Consider the following 14431-nt stretch of genomic DNA (forward strand, 5'->3'; position numbering starts at 1 on the left):
AGCGAGTGCCGCGAGAGTGGGTTTTACCCGCTACGGACCCCTCGTTCTGGTATGTCCGACCCCACCGCGCGGAACAGGCTCGACGAGACGGCGAGCCCGTACCTCCGCCAGCACGCCGACAACCCCGTGAATTGGCAGCCGTGGGACGAAGCGGCGTTCGAGGCCGCCCGCGAGCGCGACGTCCCCATCTTCCTCTCCATCGGCTACTCGGCGTGTCACTGGTGTCACGTCATGGAGGAGGAGTCGTTCTCCGACCCCGAGGTCGCCGAAGTACTGAACGAGCACTTCGTCCCCATCAAGGTCGACCGCGAGGAGCGCCCGGACGTCGACTCGCTGTATATGACCGTCTGTCAGGCCGTCCGCGGTGGCGGCGGCTGGCCGTTGTCGGCGTTCCTCACACCCGAGAAGGAGCCGTTCTACGTTGGGACGTACTTCCCGAAGGAGGCCAAGCGCAACCAGCCCGGCTTCCTCCCGCTGACGAAGCGCGTCGCGCGAGAGTGGGAACAGAACCGCGAAGAACTCGAAGAGCGCGCCGACCAGTGGATGAGCACCGCCCGGGGCGAACTGGAGTCGCTACCCGACCCCGTCGACGTCAGCGGCGACAGCTCGCTACTGGACGCAGCAGACGAACTCGCCCGCGCCGCCGACCGCGACCACGGTGGGTTCGGACGTGCGCCGAAGTTCCCGCAAGCCAGTCGGGTAAGCGCGCTCCTGCGGGCACACCATCGAGAGCCGGCCGCTGATACTCGGTACGGCGATGCCGCCCAACAGGCGCTCGACGCGATGGCCGACGGCGGCCTCTTCGACCACCTCGGCGGTGGCTTCCACCGCTACTGTACGGACGCCGATTGGACGGTCCCGCACTTCGAGAAGATGCTGTACGACCAGGCCGCGCTCGCGGACCTGTACGTCGACGGCTACCGGCTGTTCGACGACGAACGCTACGCGGAGGTAGTCGACGAAACCCTGGAATTCGTCGACCGCGAACTCGGCCACCCCGACGGCGGGTTCTATGCGACGCTGGACGCCCGTAGCGCGCCGCCGGAGAACCCCGAGGGCGACCACGAGGAGGGCGCGTTCTACGTGTGGACGCCCGCGGAAGTCGAAGCAGCAGTCAGTGAATACGCCGACGTTGCACCTGCCGACGAGTCCGACGACTTCCTCGCTGACGTCTTCTGTGCGCGCTACGGCGTGGACGTCGCGGGGAACTTCGAGGACGGGCAGACGGTGCTCACTGTCTCCGCGTCCCTGTCCGAACTCGCGGACGACTTCGAGCGCTCCGAGGACGAGGTTGTGGGCGCGCTCGATGCTGTGGAAGAGCGTCTCCGGGTCGCCCGTGAGGACCGCCCGCGGCCAGCGCGCGACGAGAAGGTGCTGGCGGGCTGGAACGGCCTGATGGCGCGAGCGTACGCGGAAGCCGGCCTCGCTCTCGACACCGAATACGCCGAGCGCGCCGCCGACGCAATCGAGTACGTTCGGGAGACGCTGTGGGATGGCGATAGGCTCTCGCGCCGAGTCATCGACGGGGACGTCGCTGGCGTCGGGTACGCGGAGGACTACGCGTACCTCGCTGCTGGTGCGCTCGCGACCTACGAGGCGACCGGCGACCACGCTCACCTTCAGTTCGCACTCGACCTCGCGGACGCCCTGCTCGCGGAGTGTTACGACGACGAGACGGGCGCGCTCTACGAGACACCCGAGTCCGTGGAAGACGTGGGTGTGCGCTCGCAGGACGTGGCTGACGGGCCGACGCCGTCGCCAGTCGGCGTGGCCGCGGAGACGCTGCTCGCGCTGGACGCGTTCAACCCCGAGTCGGGCTACGCCGACGCCGCGGGCGCGATGCTCGAACGGTACGGCGGCCGAGCCGAGACCACACCGACGAGCCACGCGACGCTCGCGCTCGCGGCGGACACGCACGCGAACGGCCTCTTGGAGGTCACGGTCGCTGCGGATGCGCTCCCCGACGAGTGGCGCAAGACTATTGGAGGGTCCTACCTCCCGCACCGCCTACTGACCGTGCGGCCGCCCACCGAATCTGCGCTCGAAGCGTGGCTGGACGATCTCGAAGTAGCATCCGCGCCGCCGATTTGGGCACAACGGAGCGCGGTCGACGACGAATCCGCGGCGTACGTTTGCCGGCGCGCGTGCTCGCCGCCCGTGACGACGACCGAAGAAATCGCGGAGTGGCTCGCAGAGTTCCGCGCCTAGAGCTGGTCGGCGAGGTAGACCGCCGGCGAGACGCGCTCCTCCTCGACGAAGCGCGCGAGTTCCTCCCCGTCGCGCTCGATGATAATCGTCGGGATGAGTTCGATGCCGTACTCCTCGACTTTCGGGCCGTACTTCTCGCCGTCCTCGCGCTCGACGGGGTACTGTTCGACGTTCTCGACGCCCGCGGCTTCCAGCGCGGCCGCGAAGTCCGGCAGTTGGCTGCGGCAGTCACCGCACCAATCCGCGCCCCAGACGTGGACCGTTACGTCATCGCCGAGGTTCTCAAACGCTTCCACGACCTCCGGGTAGGAGTCCGCGTCCCACGCCGGGTTCGGCTCCATCGTGCTCAGGCTCATACTCAGTCGTTGGTGTGGCGCGGGCAAAAGGCTCGCGCTCGCGGCGACGGCCCCACAGACTCATTTACGAGCCCGACGGAGTCCGGCATAATGAGTGTCATCGAGGCCGACTCCCTGCGGAAGGCCTACGGGGACGTGCGGGCCGTGGATGGACTCGACCTCGCCGTCGACCGCGGCGAAGTGTACGGGTTCCTCGGGCCGAACGGAGCCGGGAAGACGACGACCATCGAAATTCTGACCGGACAACTCCGGCCGGACAACGGCCACGTGGACATGCTCGGCACGGACCCTGCTAGCGAGCCCGTCGAGACTCGTAGCCGGGTCGGTATCCTCCCCGAGCAGCAGACGCCGCCAAGCTTCCTCACGCCCGCGGAGTTCTTCGAATTCGTCGGGCGCGTCCGAGGCCTCGACGAGGAGACGGTGACAGAGCGCGTCGAGGAGTGGAGCGAGCGCCTCGGGTTCGCGGCGAAACTCGACACGCTGTGCGCGGACCTCTCCCGCGGCCAACAGCAGAAAGTGATGCTGACGCAGGTGTTCGTCCACGAGCCAGACGTCGTTGTCATCGACGAACCGCTCGCAAACCTCGACCCCATCGTCCAGGAGCAGGTTAAACGCTATCTCCGGTCGTACGCCGCGGACGGCAACGCGGTGTTCCTCTCGACACACAACATCGACGTCGCCGAGGACGTCTGCTCGCGGGTCGGCATCGTGACGAACGGCCGCCTCGTCGCCGAGCAGGACGTCGCCGAAACCGAGGCCGACCTGCTCGACGCGTTCCTCGACGCGGTCGAAGGTTCTGACCCACGGGACACGCCGGTGAGCGAGGGGCTCTGATGGCGTCGAAGACGTGGCTGGTGTTCCGCGCGATGGTGCGCGAAGAGCACCGCCTGCACGCGGCCTTGTTCGGCGGCCAACGCTTCGGCGCGCTCCCCGTCTTCGTCGCCGTCGCAAGCATGGCGACGGTCGCCGCGCTCCAATTCACCGGGACAGACGCAACCGCAATCGCTGACGGCACGCGCGTGCTCGCTCTCGCGTTCGGGCTCTACACGGGAACTGCCGGCCTCGTCGGCGACGACCTGCTGGAGCGCGCGCTCGGCGAAACTGAGGTGCTACTCTCGACGGCTGGCTACCTGCCGCTCTCGCGTCGCCGGCTGCTCGGCGTGTTCCTCGTGAAAGACGCCGGCTACTACGCGCTCTTCTTCCTGTTGCCGATTTGCGTGGGCTTCGCGCCGCTGGCCGCGACTGGCGCACTCGCACCCGCAGCACTCGTCGCGCTGTGGACTTCACTCCTCGTCGCCTTCGTCGTCGGGATGGTTGCCACGTTCACGGCCATCGCGGCCCGTACGCGCGGCGTTCCGTCGTGGGTACTCGGCATCGTCGTCGCTGGCGGTGTGGGAGCGGTCTGGTTCACCGGGAACGCGAGCGCCGTCTGGAACGCCGTCGTCGCCACCGAATTTGGACACGCACTCGTGGTGCTCGTGGGCGCGCTCGTCGCGGGTGCCGGGGCGCTCGCCGTCTACGTCCCGACGCACCGCGAACCCGCCGAAACCAGACAGAACCAGTTCGGGCCGCTCGCCAACGCTATCCGCGACGAGAACGGCCTCGTCGCGCGCACGCTGCTCGACCTCGCGCGATCCAGCGGCGGCCTCCTCAAACCGGTCGTCTCCGCGGCGATTCTGCTTGCGCTCGCCGCATTCCTCGTGGATGTCGTCGCGCGCATCGTCGGCGTCACGCCGAAGCCTGGCGTCTTCTTCGGGACCATTCTCTCGCTGAGTGCGTTCACGACGTACAACTGGCTCACCCAGTTCGACAGCATCGACGAGTACCTCGTACTCCCGGTGTCCGTCCCGGCGGTGTTCCGCGCAAAGCGCGTGGCGTTCCTGTTGACCGGGCTCCCCACGTCGATAGCCGCCTACGCCGTCGTGCTCGTGGGCTACGACGTGTCGCTCGTGGACGCCGTCGTCGGACTGTCGCTGCTCGGCGGCCTCTCACTGTATCTGTTCGGGCTCACGGTCGCGCTCGCGGGGTTCGACCCGAACGAGTTCCTCTTCGATGCTGGGCGGTTCGCGCTGTTCACCGCAGGTGTCGCCGTCCCCGTCGTTCCAGTGCTGCTGGTCGCGTTCGCAACCGCTTCAGGGCCAATTCCAGCGACGTACGCAGCCGGCCTCGTCACTGTGAGCGGCTTCCTCGCTGCGGTTGGGACGCTACTCGCGGAGCGCGCCGGCCCGCGTTGGGCGACCGTCTACATGGCCGGGTAGCCAAGGGTCGAAGGCGGCAGGGACTGTCGCGGCCCGTCACACGTTTAGTGGGGGACTACCTAGACGTGGCCAATGAAGGACAGCATCCTCGAGGCCATCGGGTCGCCGCTCGTCCGCGTCCCCGCTCCCGAGGGCGCGACCATCGCGGCGAAACTCGAGGCGTTCAATCCTGGGGGGTCGGCGAAGGACCGGCCCGCGCGAGAGATGGTGCTGGCTGCCGAGCGTGAGGGGCACGTCTCGCCCGGTGACCGCCTCGTGGAAGCCACCAGCGGGAATACGGGCATCGGACTCGCCGTCGTCGCCGCAGCGCGCGGCTACGACCTCACCATCGTGATGCCCGCGTCGATGTCAGAAGAACGACGACGCCTCCTCCGCGCGTACGGCGCGGACCTCGAACTCGTCGAAGGCGGCATGGAGACCGCCAACGATCGCGCCGACCGCATCGCAGCCGAGGACGGCGGGTTCCGCGTCTCCCAATTCGAGAACCCCGCGAACCCGAGAGCGCACTACCGGACGACCGCCGAGGAGATTATCGACCAGGTAGAGGGCCGTGAAATCGACGCGTTCGTCGCCGGCGTCGGCACCGGCGGCACCATCACGGGCACCGCGACGCGCCTCAAAGAAGAGTACCCCGACATGGAGGTCATCGCGGTCGAACCCGAGGAGAACGCCGTGCTCTCCAGCGGCGAATCCGGCGACGACGACTTCCAGGGAATGGGCCCAGGGTTCGTCAGCGAACTCCTCGATGTCGACCTCGTTGACAGCGTCGAGCCCGTCGCCCTCGAGGACGCCGAAGCAACAGCGCGCGAACTCGCCCGAGAACAGGGCATCCTCGTCGGACAGTCCAGCGGTGCGGCCTACGTCGCTGCCGAGCGCGTCGCCGAGCGCATCGCCGAACCCGGGCTGAACTGCCCCGAGACAGCGTTCGATGCCAGCGACCTCGCGGACGCCGGTCTCGACGAGGACGCACTCGCCGACGGCGGCAGCGAGTACGACGACTGCCCGCTGGTCGTCACGGTGTTCCCGGACTCCGGCGAACGCTACCTCTCCGCCGGCGTCTTCGACGCCTGACTACGCCTCGAACTCGTCTTCTGTTACGCGCACGACGACGGTCTCGTCGACGTCCCGGAGGTCGTACTCGGGGCGCTCGCCCTGCACGCGCGTGACGTACATCGGCTCGACGAGCCGCCCGTCCTCAACGCCGTAGACCTTCAGCCGAGCGTCCGTCTCTGGCGCTCGCACATCGCCGTCCCGGACTTCCGCGGCGAGGTCGCGGGAGAGCCACTCGTCGTCGGCGACCGACGGTTCGAGAACGAACGCCTCCTCGGCGAGGCGGACGAGATACCAGTTCAGGTCATTCAACAGTGACACCGCAGCACCGAGGCTCACGGTGTCGACGGCAACCGTGTTCTCGTACGGCGACCGGATGTCGTAGGTCGCCAACGCCCGCCGCGCGGTCTCGTACGCGAACAGGTCCGTGCGGAGGTCAACGTCGTCGCTTCCGACGATGCATACGCGCGTCATGCCGGCATCCCCCTAGAGACTTCGATACGGTCGGCGGCTTCACGCGCCCATTCGAAGAGGTCGTCGGGTTCGTCTTTGCGAACGCTCTCCATCGACGCGGAGGTCAGCGGCTGGCTCGGTGCCAGTCGCTCGCAGCCGACGTCGAGCGTGGAGTCCCGGTACGTGCCGATGGCGCGGGCACGAGCGATGATCTCCTGTTTGTCGAGCGCGAACAGTGGGCGGTGGACCGGGAGGTCGGTGACGCGGTCGACGACCGCGAAGTTCGCGGCGGTCTGACTGGACTTCTGGCCGAGCGATTCGCCGGTGACGATGCCGACTGCGCCGACCTGCTCGGCGAGCTGTTCGGCGACCTTGTACATGAACCGGCGGTAGGAGAGCATGCGCGTGCGCCCGACCTCGTCACCAAGGCGTTCGACGGCGTCGCCGGCGGGCGCGACGCGCAATTGGAGGTCGAAGTTTGGCGCGTACGCAGACAGTCGCCTCGCGGTTTCCTCGGCGCGAGCACGGTGGTCGGGGCCGCCGTACGGTCCGAGGTCAAGGTACAGCGGCACGACTGGCGACCCGCGCTTCATCGCCTCCCACGCCGCGACCGGCGAGTCGATACCGCCGGAGACGAGCGCGACCAGCGGCTTCTGGCTCCCCAGCGGCATCCCACCGGGACCGTCGCGTTTCTCCACGAAGACGAACGCCTCGTCTTGACGGACCTCCACGAAGAACGTGACGTCGGGGTCGTCGAGATCGACTTCCGGGCGAACGTCCTGTTCGACCGCGTGCCAAACGGCGTCTCCGCCCTCACGGTTGACGTCGTGGCTGCCGAACTCGTGGTCGCCGACGCGGCGGGCGTCGACGGCGTACGCGCCGCCGTCGTAGCACTCGCGGGCGGTCAGCGCGAGCGCCCCACGAATCGAACGCATCTCGGCTGGGACCGAGAGCGCGGGGCTCGCCGAAACGACGCCGAACGTGTCCGCAGCGGCGTCGGCAGCGGCGTCGGGTTCGGAGGTTCGGACGAGCAGTCGTCCCCACTCGCGGTCCACCTCGCCCGGGATGTCGCGGTCGTCGAGGATGGCTTCGAGGTTCTCGCGGAGCCGGCGCTCCATGTCGGACTGCACCGAGCTCGACTTCACGCCGACGTCGCCGTGCCTGACGACGACGGCGTCCGCACCGGGCGGTAACATGGTAGGAAGAAGCCGACCCGACAGTAAACACCTATCGCCTGCTGGCGGACAGAACACTCGCAGACCGGGGTGTATTCGAGCAGGTAGCCCCTCGTCGCGAGCCGGCTCGCCACGCTCCCGACTCGACCGGACCCGCGCCAGTCGTTACGTCACCCACGAGGTTGGGCCCGTTCCCATACCAGAATCTACGCAGCCAGTAGCAGCCACCAATCGCGCGGCATCGCCGCGCGATTCACCGAGCGTTTCGCGCTCGGGCGCCGAGGACCCCCGGTAAGGGTCCGATGGTGCTTTTTCCGCAAGTTTTTGCCAGGGAGGGCGCCGCAGCGCCCTCCCACACCAAAAAGTGCGTTTAGAGAAGTCCACCGGGCGTCGCGCCGTCGGCGACGGAGTGGGGAACAGTGAGCGGTGTGATACTGATCTCGTTGTCGACGCAAGCGTGGCGGTCAGTGCCAGCGGGGTCGGGGATGTTTCGGTCGAGGAATTCGTGCCAGAAGCGGTCTTCGACGTTGATGCCGGATTCGGTGAACTCGGCCTGGAGTTCGTACTCTTCAGTCGGGCGGGTAACGCGCTTGACGGGGTTGTCTGCGTACTCGGTAGCCGGTGCGTTCACGGAAAGGTAGTCCGCGGTGGGGAGGACGTCGCCGGCGACGAAGTCGGGGAGGATGTCGGCGATGGCGTCAGAGGCGATGTGAAACTGGTCGTAGGTGGGCTCCCAGTCCCCGGCGGGGTCGAACTCCCAGTCGTACATGGAAACCGCGACGGCGGGAATGCCGAGGAAGGAAGCTTCCATGGCAGCGCCGACGGTGCCCGAACGCGCGAGGATGTGCGCGCCGAGGTTCGGGCCGTCGTTACAGCCGGAGACGACGACGTCGGGCGTGAAATCAAGCGCGGCGACGGCGACAGCGACGCAGTCGGCGGGGGTGCCGTGGACGGCGTAGCCGTCCTCACGTTCCTCGTAGTCGAGCGTCTCGAACGTCCGGGTCTGGCCTGTGCCGGACTGTTCGGCGGCGGGTGCGACGACGGTGACGTCGTGGTCGTCGGCTAGTCGGTCGCGGAGCGCGCGAATACCAGGGGCGTCGATGCCGTCGTCGTTAGTGAGGAGTACCGACAGCGACTCGGTCATTACGCGATGCTACTTGCTCGCTGGCCGTATCGGTTCCGGTCTCGGCGACGACGCCGGGGCAGTTCCCCGGGTTTAAGCCGGCGGCCCGCGACTGGCCGCACATGTTGGAGTCGTGGTTCCTCAGAATCGCGGGCAACGACCCCGTGATGCAGGCGTTCGTCGCTGGGGTCGTCATCGCGGGGCTGAATCTACTCGGGGCCCTACTCGTCGTCGTGTGGCGGAACCCTTCCCAGCGCTCGCTGGACGGCGCGCTAGGGTTCGCCGCCGGCGTGATGCTCGCGGCGAGCTTCACGAGTCTCATCCTACCGGGCATCGAGTTCGGCGGGCAGAATGGGCTCATTGAGGTCATCGTGGGCATTTCGCTGGGGGTACTGCTGTTAGACCGCGCGGACCGCTGGGTGCCCCACGTGCACGTGCTCATCACAGGACGCCAGCGCAGCGACCAGACCATCTCGGAGGCGGATTTGGCGCCGCTGTTGCTGTTCATCGTCGCCATCACCATCCACAACATGCCCGAGGGCCTGGCGGTCGGCGTCGGATTCGGAAGTGGAAACGTCGCGGAAGGCCTGTCGCTGATGCTCGCCATCGGCATCCAGAACATCCCCGAGGGACTGGCGGTCTCCGTGGCAGCCGTGAACGCCGGATTCGACCGCACGACGTACGCCGCACTCACCGGGATTCGGGCGGGGCTAGTGGAAATTCCGCTGGTCTTGCTCGGCGCATGGGCGGTCTCCGTCTCTGGCGCGATTCTGCCGTACGCGATGGGGTTCGCTGCTGGAGGGATGCTGTTCGTCATCAGCGACGAAATCGTCCCGGAGACGCACTCGAACGGCCACGAGCGTGTCGCCACCCTGGGCCTGATGCTCGGCGTCGTCGTCATGCTGTATTTGGACGTGAGTCTCGCGTAGTTGGCTGGTTTTGGCTCGTTCGGGCACGCAGCTCGCGGGTCGCTACGCTCCCCGTTCGCTCTGACGTGCCCTCGCTTCGCTCGGCCACCCATACCGTAAGGCAGAGGGATTCCCCCCGTCAAGTAGTAGTATATGGACCAGAAGCGGGAGCTGACGAGCGTCGACCTCGTCGCCCTCACTGCGGAGCTCAACGGCTACAAGGGGGCGAAAGTCGACAAGGCCTACCTCTACGGCGACGACCTCCTGCGGCTGAAGATGCGGGACTTCGACCGTGGCCGCGTGGAACTCCTCATCGAAGTCGGGGACACGAAGCGCGCACACGTCGCAGCACCCGAGCACGTGCCGGCGGCTCCGGGTCGCCCGCCGAACTTTGCGAAGATGCTCCGGAACCGGCTGTCGGGGGCTGACTTCCACGAGGTTCGACAGCACGGCTTCGACCGGATTCTCGAGTTCGAGTTCCGCCGTGAAGACCAAGACACGACCATCGTCGCGGAGCTGTTCGGAGACGGCAACATCGCAGTCGTCGACCAGAACGGCGAGGTCGTGGACTCGCTGGACACCGTCCGCTTGCAGTCGCGGACGGTCGCGCCGGGCTCCCAGTACGGGTTCCCGAGTTCGCGCGTCAACCCGCTGGAACTCGACTACGAGGGGTTCGCGGCGAAGATGCGCGAGTCGGACACGGACCTCGTGCGAACGCTCGCCACCCAGTTGAACTTCGGTGGGCTGTACGGCGAGGAGCTCTGCACGCAGGCAGGCGTCGAGAAGACCAAAGACATCGACGACGCCGGCGAGGAGGAGTTCCGTGCACTCTACGAGGCCAGCGAGCGCCTGCTGGACGCGATTCAGGCAGGCGAGCTCGACCCCCGCGTCTACTTCGAACCCGGCGAAGGTGAGGACGAGGACGGAAAGGCGGCGCGCGGACAGCGCGTGGACGTGACGCCGCTGGCGCTCGAAGAGCGCGCCGACCTCCCCTCCGACGCGTTCGACCGATTCAACGACGCCCTCGACGACTACTTCACGAATCTCGACACCACCGAGGAGGAGGAGAGCGGGGAGGCGGTGTCGAAGCCGGACTTCGAGCAGGAGATTCAGAAGCAGAAACACATCATCAAACAGCAGGAGCAGGCCATCGAGGACTTCGAGCAGCAGGCCGAGGCCGAGCGCGAGAAGGCTGAACTGCTGTACGCGAACTACGACCTCGTCGACGACATCCTCTCGACGGTACAGGACGCTCGCGACGCGGGCCACGGTTGGCAGGAAATCGCGCAGACGTTCGAGGAGGCTGCGGGCGACGTGTCTGGCGCTGACGCGTTCGCGGGCATCAACGAGTCCGAGGGCACCGTCCGCGTCGAGTTGGACGACCACACCATCGAGGTGGACCCCGCGTGGGGCGTCGAGAAGAACGCCGACGAGCACTACAAGGAAGCCAAGCGCATCGAGGAGAAGAAGGAGGGTGCACGCGCGGCAATCGAGAACACGCGCGAGGATCTCGAAGCCGCCAAGCAGCGTCGGGAGGAGTGGGAGGCAGAACCTGAGGAGGCCGAGGAGGAAGAAGATCGAGACATCGACTGGCTCTCCCGGTCGTCGATTCCGATTCGCAAGCAAGAGCAGTGGTACGAGCGGTTCCGCTGGTTCCGTACCTCTGATGGATTCCTCGTCATCGGCGGTCGCGACGCCGACCAGAACGAGGAACTCGTGAAGAAGTACATGGACCGCTACGACCGGTTCTTCCACGCACAGGCTCACGGCGGCCCGGTCACGGTGCTGAAGACGTCCGAACCGAGCGAACCCTCGAAGGACATCGAGGTACCCGAGTCGAGTAAGCGGGAAGCAGCCCAGTTCGCGGTGTGTTGTTCCTCGGTCTGGAAGGACGGCCGCGGCTCCGGTGACGCCTACATGGTATCGCCAGACCAGGTGTCGAAGACACCCGAGAGCGGCGAGTACCTGGAGAAGGGTGGGTTCGCGATTCGTGGCGACCGCACGTACTTCCGGGACCTGCCTGCGGAGTGGGCAGTCGGCATCAGTTGCGAACCCCACACGCGCGTGCTCGGCGGCCCCATCGACGCCATCGTCGACGACGTGGAGACAACGATTGAACTCGAACCGGGCCGGTACGCGCAGGGCGACGCCGCCAAGCGCATCTACCGGGAGTTCCGCGAGCGCTTCGCGGACGAGTCGTTCGTCCGGAAGGTCGCCAGCCCGGACGAGATTCAGAAGTACATGCCGCCGGGCGGAAGTCGTATTCGAGACTAGGCTTTACCGCTCAGAACTCTCGTTCTGCTTCAGGCTGTGGGAACGCCGAGAAAGTGCTTTTCATCCCGCCATAGCCGGTTGAACGTATTGTGGCGAACTGAAAGGGGCGGCGGGCTCGCGCCTGCGTGGTCGTTTCGCGACGCAAGCACCGTAGCGTAGCGAGGAGCACAGCGAGCGAACGACCGCTAGCGCGCCGGGGCTTTCTGGCAGACAACAGCGGGACGAGTCGTGGACGTCCCAGAGTGTCTCAGTCCAGGGCGCGAGAGTAGCAGGACACTTGGGCGTCCCGTGCCTCGGTTCGGGTATGCAACTGAAGGAGCGCCGGCAGGTCGAGGGCGGCGGGGAGCGCATCACGCTCGTCCCCGAGTCCCTCGACGACCTCTGGCACCTCGCGTACATTCTGGAGCCCGGGGACCTCGTCGCGGGGGATACCCACCGCCGCATTCAGCGCAAGGACGAACAGATGCGGGACACGGGCGGCGAGCGCGAGCACATGCACGTCACCATCGACGTCGAGGACGTGGAGTTCCACAAGTTCTCGAACCGACTCCGGGTGTCGGGCACCATCGCGGACTGCTCCCGGGAAGACCAACTCGGCCTCCACCACACGCTGAACGTCGAGGAGCGCGAGGAAATCGAGGTTGAGAAAATCTGGAAGCCCGACCAGCTCGAACGGCTCAACGAAGCCGTCGAGGCGACCGACCAGCCGGACGTCGCAATCGCCACCGTCGAGGAGGGCGAAGCCTACATCCACGTCGTCCAGCAGTACGGCGTCGACGAGTACGGCTCGTTCACGGGCACGACGGGGAAAGGCGAGTACTCGCGCTCCCGCGAGGAATTGTTCGAGGACGTCGCGAGTGCACTCTCGCACCTCGACGCGGACGCCATTATCCTCGCCGGTCCCGGGTTCACAAAGCAGGACGCCCTCGACTACATCCAAGAGGAGTACCGGAGTCTCACGGACAAGATTACGACCGTGGACACGAGCGCGGTGGGCGGCCGCGGCGTTCACGAAGTCCTCAAGCGTGGCGCCGTCGAGGACGTTCAGGAGGAGACGCGCATCGCCGAGGAGTCCGAACTCATCGACGAACTCACCGACCAGATAGCGACCGATGGGAAGGCTGCCTACGGCATCGAAGCGGTCGAGAAGGCCGTCGACTTCGGCGCGGTCGAGACGCTGCTGATTCTGGACGAACGCCTGCGCAAGGAGCGCGCGGGCGAGGGCGACTGGGACGTCGACGTCAACGACCTCGTCACGCAGGTCGAACAGCAGGGCGGCGACGTCACCGTGTTCAGCCACGAGTTCGCGCCCGGTGAACAGCTCCGGAACCTCGGCGGCGTCGCGGCCATCCTGCGCTACCGAATGGAGTAGTTTCGAGGGACAACGGCTTTCTCGGTGGCGCTGTGAGTTGGCGGCGTGGCAGGACTAACTCTGCTGGACGTCGGGCTGGTGCTGGTCGCGCTGGCGGCCGCTGGGTTGGTCGCGCGCAGGGTCGGCCAGTCGGTCATCCCCGCGTATCTTGTCGTCGGTATGCTCGTCGGGCCACATGCGCCCACGCTGTGGGGCGTCCAACCGACGCTCGTCGCTGACCCCGAGACTGTCGCGCTGTTCGCGGACCTCGGCGTCGTCCTGCTGTTGTTCTTCGTTGGACTGGAACTGAGTCTGGACGCGCTCTTCGAGAAGGGCGACCAGGTACTCGCTGGCGGTGCCATCGACGTCTTGGTGAGCCTCCCGCTGGGGTTCGCGGTCGGCCTCCTCCTAGGCTTTGACTGGGTGGCGTCGTTCGTGCTCGCGGGTGTGCTGTTCAACTCCTCGACAGTCATCGTTGCGAAACTCCTGCTGGAACTGGACTGGATTGCCAATCCTGAGAGCGAGGCGATTCTCTCGATTGTGGTTGTTGAGGACGTGGCGACCGCGGGCTACCTCGCGGTGCTGTCGGCGGTCCTGCTCGGCGCAACCGACGTGGGCGCGCTTGCGACTGACGTCGCTGTCGTCGTCGCGCTCGTCGCGGCTGGCGCGGTGGTCGCGCTCCGCGGGACGAACGTCATCGAGCGCCTCCTCGACATCGAATCCGGCGAGCTGTTCGTGTTGCTCGCGCTCGGCGTCACCGCGACCGTCGCCGGCCTCGGCGAACACTCGGGCGTGAGCGCCGCCGTCGCAGCGTTCCTCGTCGGCACCGCAGTCGGCCGGACGACGCTCACCGACCGCGTCGAGGGCTTGCTGTCGCCGTCACGGGACCTGTTCGCGGCGCTGTTCTTCGCCGCAGTCGGCCTCTCAACGAACCCCGCGCTCATCACGCAGGAGGCGTGGGCGGTCGCCGTCGCGGTTGCCATTACGATTCCCGGCCAGTACGTCTCCGGCTATTACGCCGGCCGCCAGTTCGACCTCGAACCGCGGCGCGCGTTCCGCGTCGGGTCCGCGCTCGCGCCCCGCGGGGAGTTCGCGCTCGTTATCGCAGCGCTCGCCGCCAGCGTCGGCACCACGCCCGTGCTCACGGAGCACGTCCCCGCGTTCACCGTGGGCTACGTGCTCGTGACGAGCATCCTCGGCACGCTCGCGATGCGGTACAGCGACCAGTTGTGGGCGGTGCTGCCGTGGGCCGAGACACGGTGAGCAGCGGCGGTG

Annotated in this window: 12 protein-coding genes; 8 read left to right on the top strand and 4 right to left on the bottom strand. The window is 67.1% G+C overall.

Features of this window, described 5'->3' with window-relative positions:
* Window positions 1-51 precede the first annotated feature (51 nt).
* The gene (locus tag LPA46_RS08890; RefSeq protein ID WP_230892218.1) at window positions 52-2208 is read left to right on the top strand and encodes a thioredoxin domain-containing protein; all 2157 of its coding nucleotides are present in this window, start codon (window positions 52-54) and stop codon (window positions 2206-2208) included.
* On the opposite strand, the gene LPA46_RS08895 is transcribed toward LPA46_RS08890, so the two are convergent.
* Complete coding sequence (locus tag LPA46_RS08895; RefSeq protein WP_230890534.1) at window positions 2205-2564, bottom strand: thioredoxin family protein; 360 nt, start codon at window positions 2562-2564, stop codon at window positions 2205-2207. The two genes, LPA46_RS08890 and LPA46_RS08895, sit on opposite strands and share 4 nt — an antisense overlap.
* 90 nt (window positions 2565-2654) lie before the next feature.
* Between LPA46_RS08895 and LPA46_RS08900 the strand changes: the two genes are divergently transcribed.
* The 3 genes from LPA46_RS08900 to LPA46_RS08910 all read left to right on the top strand — a co-directional run bounded on the left by LPA46_RS08900 (window position 2655) and on the right by LPA46_RS08910 (window position 5893).
* A complete protein-coding gene (locus LPA46_RS08900) occupies window positions 2655-3398 on the top strand; it encodes an ABC transporter ATP-binding protein (protein WP_230892219.1) in 744 nt (247 codons plus the stop codon).
* The gene (locus tag LPA46_RS08905; RefSeq protein WP_230892220.1) at window positions 3398-4822 is read left to right on the top strand and encodes a hypothetical protein; all 1425 of its coding nucleotides are present in this window, start codon (window positions 3398-3400) and stop codon (window positions 4820-4822) included. Before LPA46_RS08900 ends, LPA46_RS08905 begins: the two co-directional genes overlap by 1 nt.
* A gap of 72 nt (window positions 4823-4894) precedes the next feature.
* The gene (locus LPA46_RS08910) at window positions 4895-5893 is read left to right on the top strand and encodes a PLP-dependent cysteine synthase family protein (RefSeq protein ID WP_230892221.1); all 999 of its coding nucleotides are present in this window, start codon (window positions 4895-4897) and stop codon (window positions 5891-5893) included.
* Here LPA46_RS08910 and LPA46_RS08915 read toward each other — a convergent pair whose 3' ends face one another.
* From LPA46_RS08915 to surE, 3 genes are all read right to left on the bottom strand, one after another.
* A complete protein-coding gene (locus tag LPA46_RS08915; protein ID WP_230892222.1) occupies window positions 5894-6346 on the bottom strand; it encodes a DUF5804 family protein in 453 nt (150 codons plus the stop codon).
* The gene (locus tag LPA46_RS08920; protein ID WP_230892223.1) at window positions 6343-7521 is read right to left on the bottom strand and encodes a tRNA sulfurtransferase; all 1179 of its coding nucleotides are present in this window, start codon (window positions 7519-7521) and stop codon (window positions 6343-6345) included. The genes LPA46_RS08915 and LPA46_RS08920 overlap by 4 nt, the downstream gene beginning before the upstream one ends.
* Window positions 7522-7870: 349 nt before the next feature.
* Window positions 7871-8644, bottom strand: coding sequence for a 5'/3'-nucleotidase SurE (surE, locus tag LPA46_RS08925; protein ID WP_230892224.1), 774 nt, complete (start codon window positions 8642-8644; stop codon window positions 7871-7873).
* Between the two features lie 101 nt (window positions 8645-8745).
* Between surE and LPA46_RS08930 the strand changes: the two genes are divergently transcribed.
* From LPA46_RS08930 to LPA46_RS08945, 4 genes are all read left to right on the top strand, one after another.
* A complete protein-coding gene (locus LPA46_RS08930; RefSeq protein ID WP_230892225.1) occupies window positions 8746-9552 on the top strand; it encodes a ZIP family metal transporter in 807 nt (268 codons plus the stop codon).
* Window positions 9553-9684: 132 nt separating this feature from the next.
* Window positions 9685-11805 carry a ribosome rescue protein RqcH gene (rqcH, locus tag LPA46_RS08935; protein WP_230892226.1) on the top strand — a complete coding sequence of 707 codons (2121 nt, stop codon included), beginning with the start codon at window positions 9685-9687 and terminating at the stop codon, window positions 11803-11805.
* 304 nt (window positions 11806-12109) lie between these two features.
* Window positions 12110-13177, top strand: coding sequence for an mRNA surveillance protein pelota (locus LPA46_RS08940; protein WP_230888775.1), 1068 nt, complete (start codon window positions 12110-12112; stop codon window positions 13175-13177).
* A gap of 45 nt (window positions 13178-13222) precedes the next feature.
* Complete coding sequence (locus LPA46_RS08945) at window positions 13223-14419, top strand: cation:proton antiporter (protein ID WP_230892227.1); 1197 nt, start codon at window positions 13223-13225, stop codon at window positions 14417-14419.
* Window positions 14420-14431: the final 12 nt, after the last annotated feature.

Source organism: Halobacterium sp. KA-6 (assembly GCF_021029015.1).
Classification (GTDB): Archaea; Halobacteriota; Halobacteria; order Halobacteriales; family Halobacteriaceae; genus Halobacterium.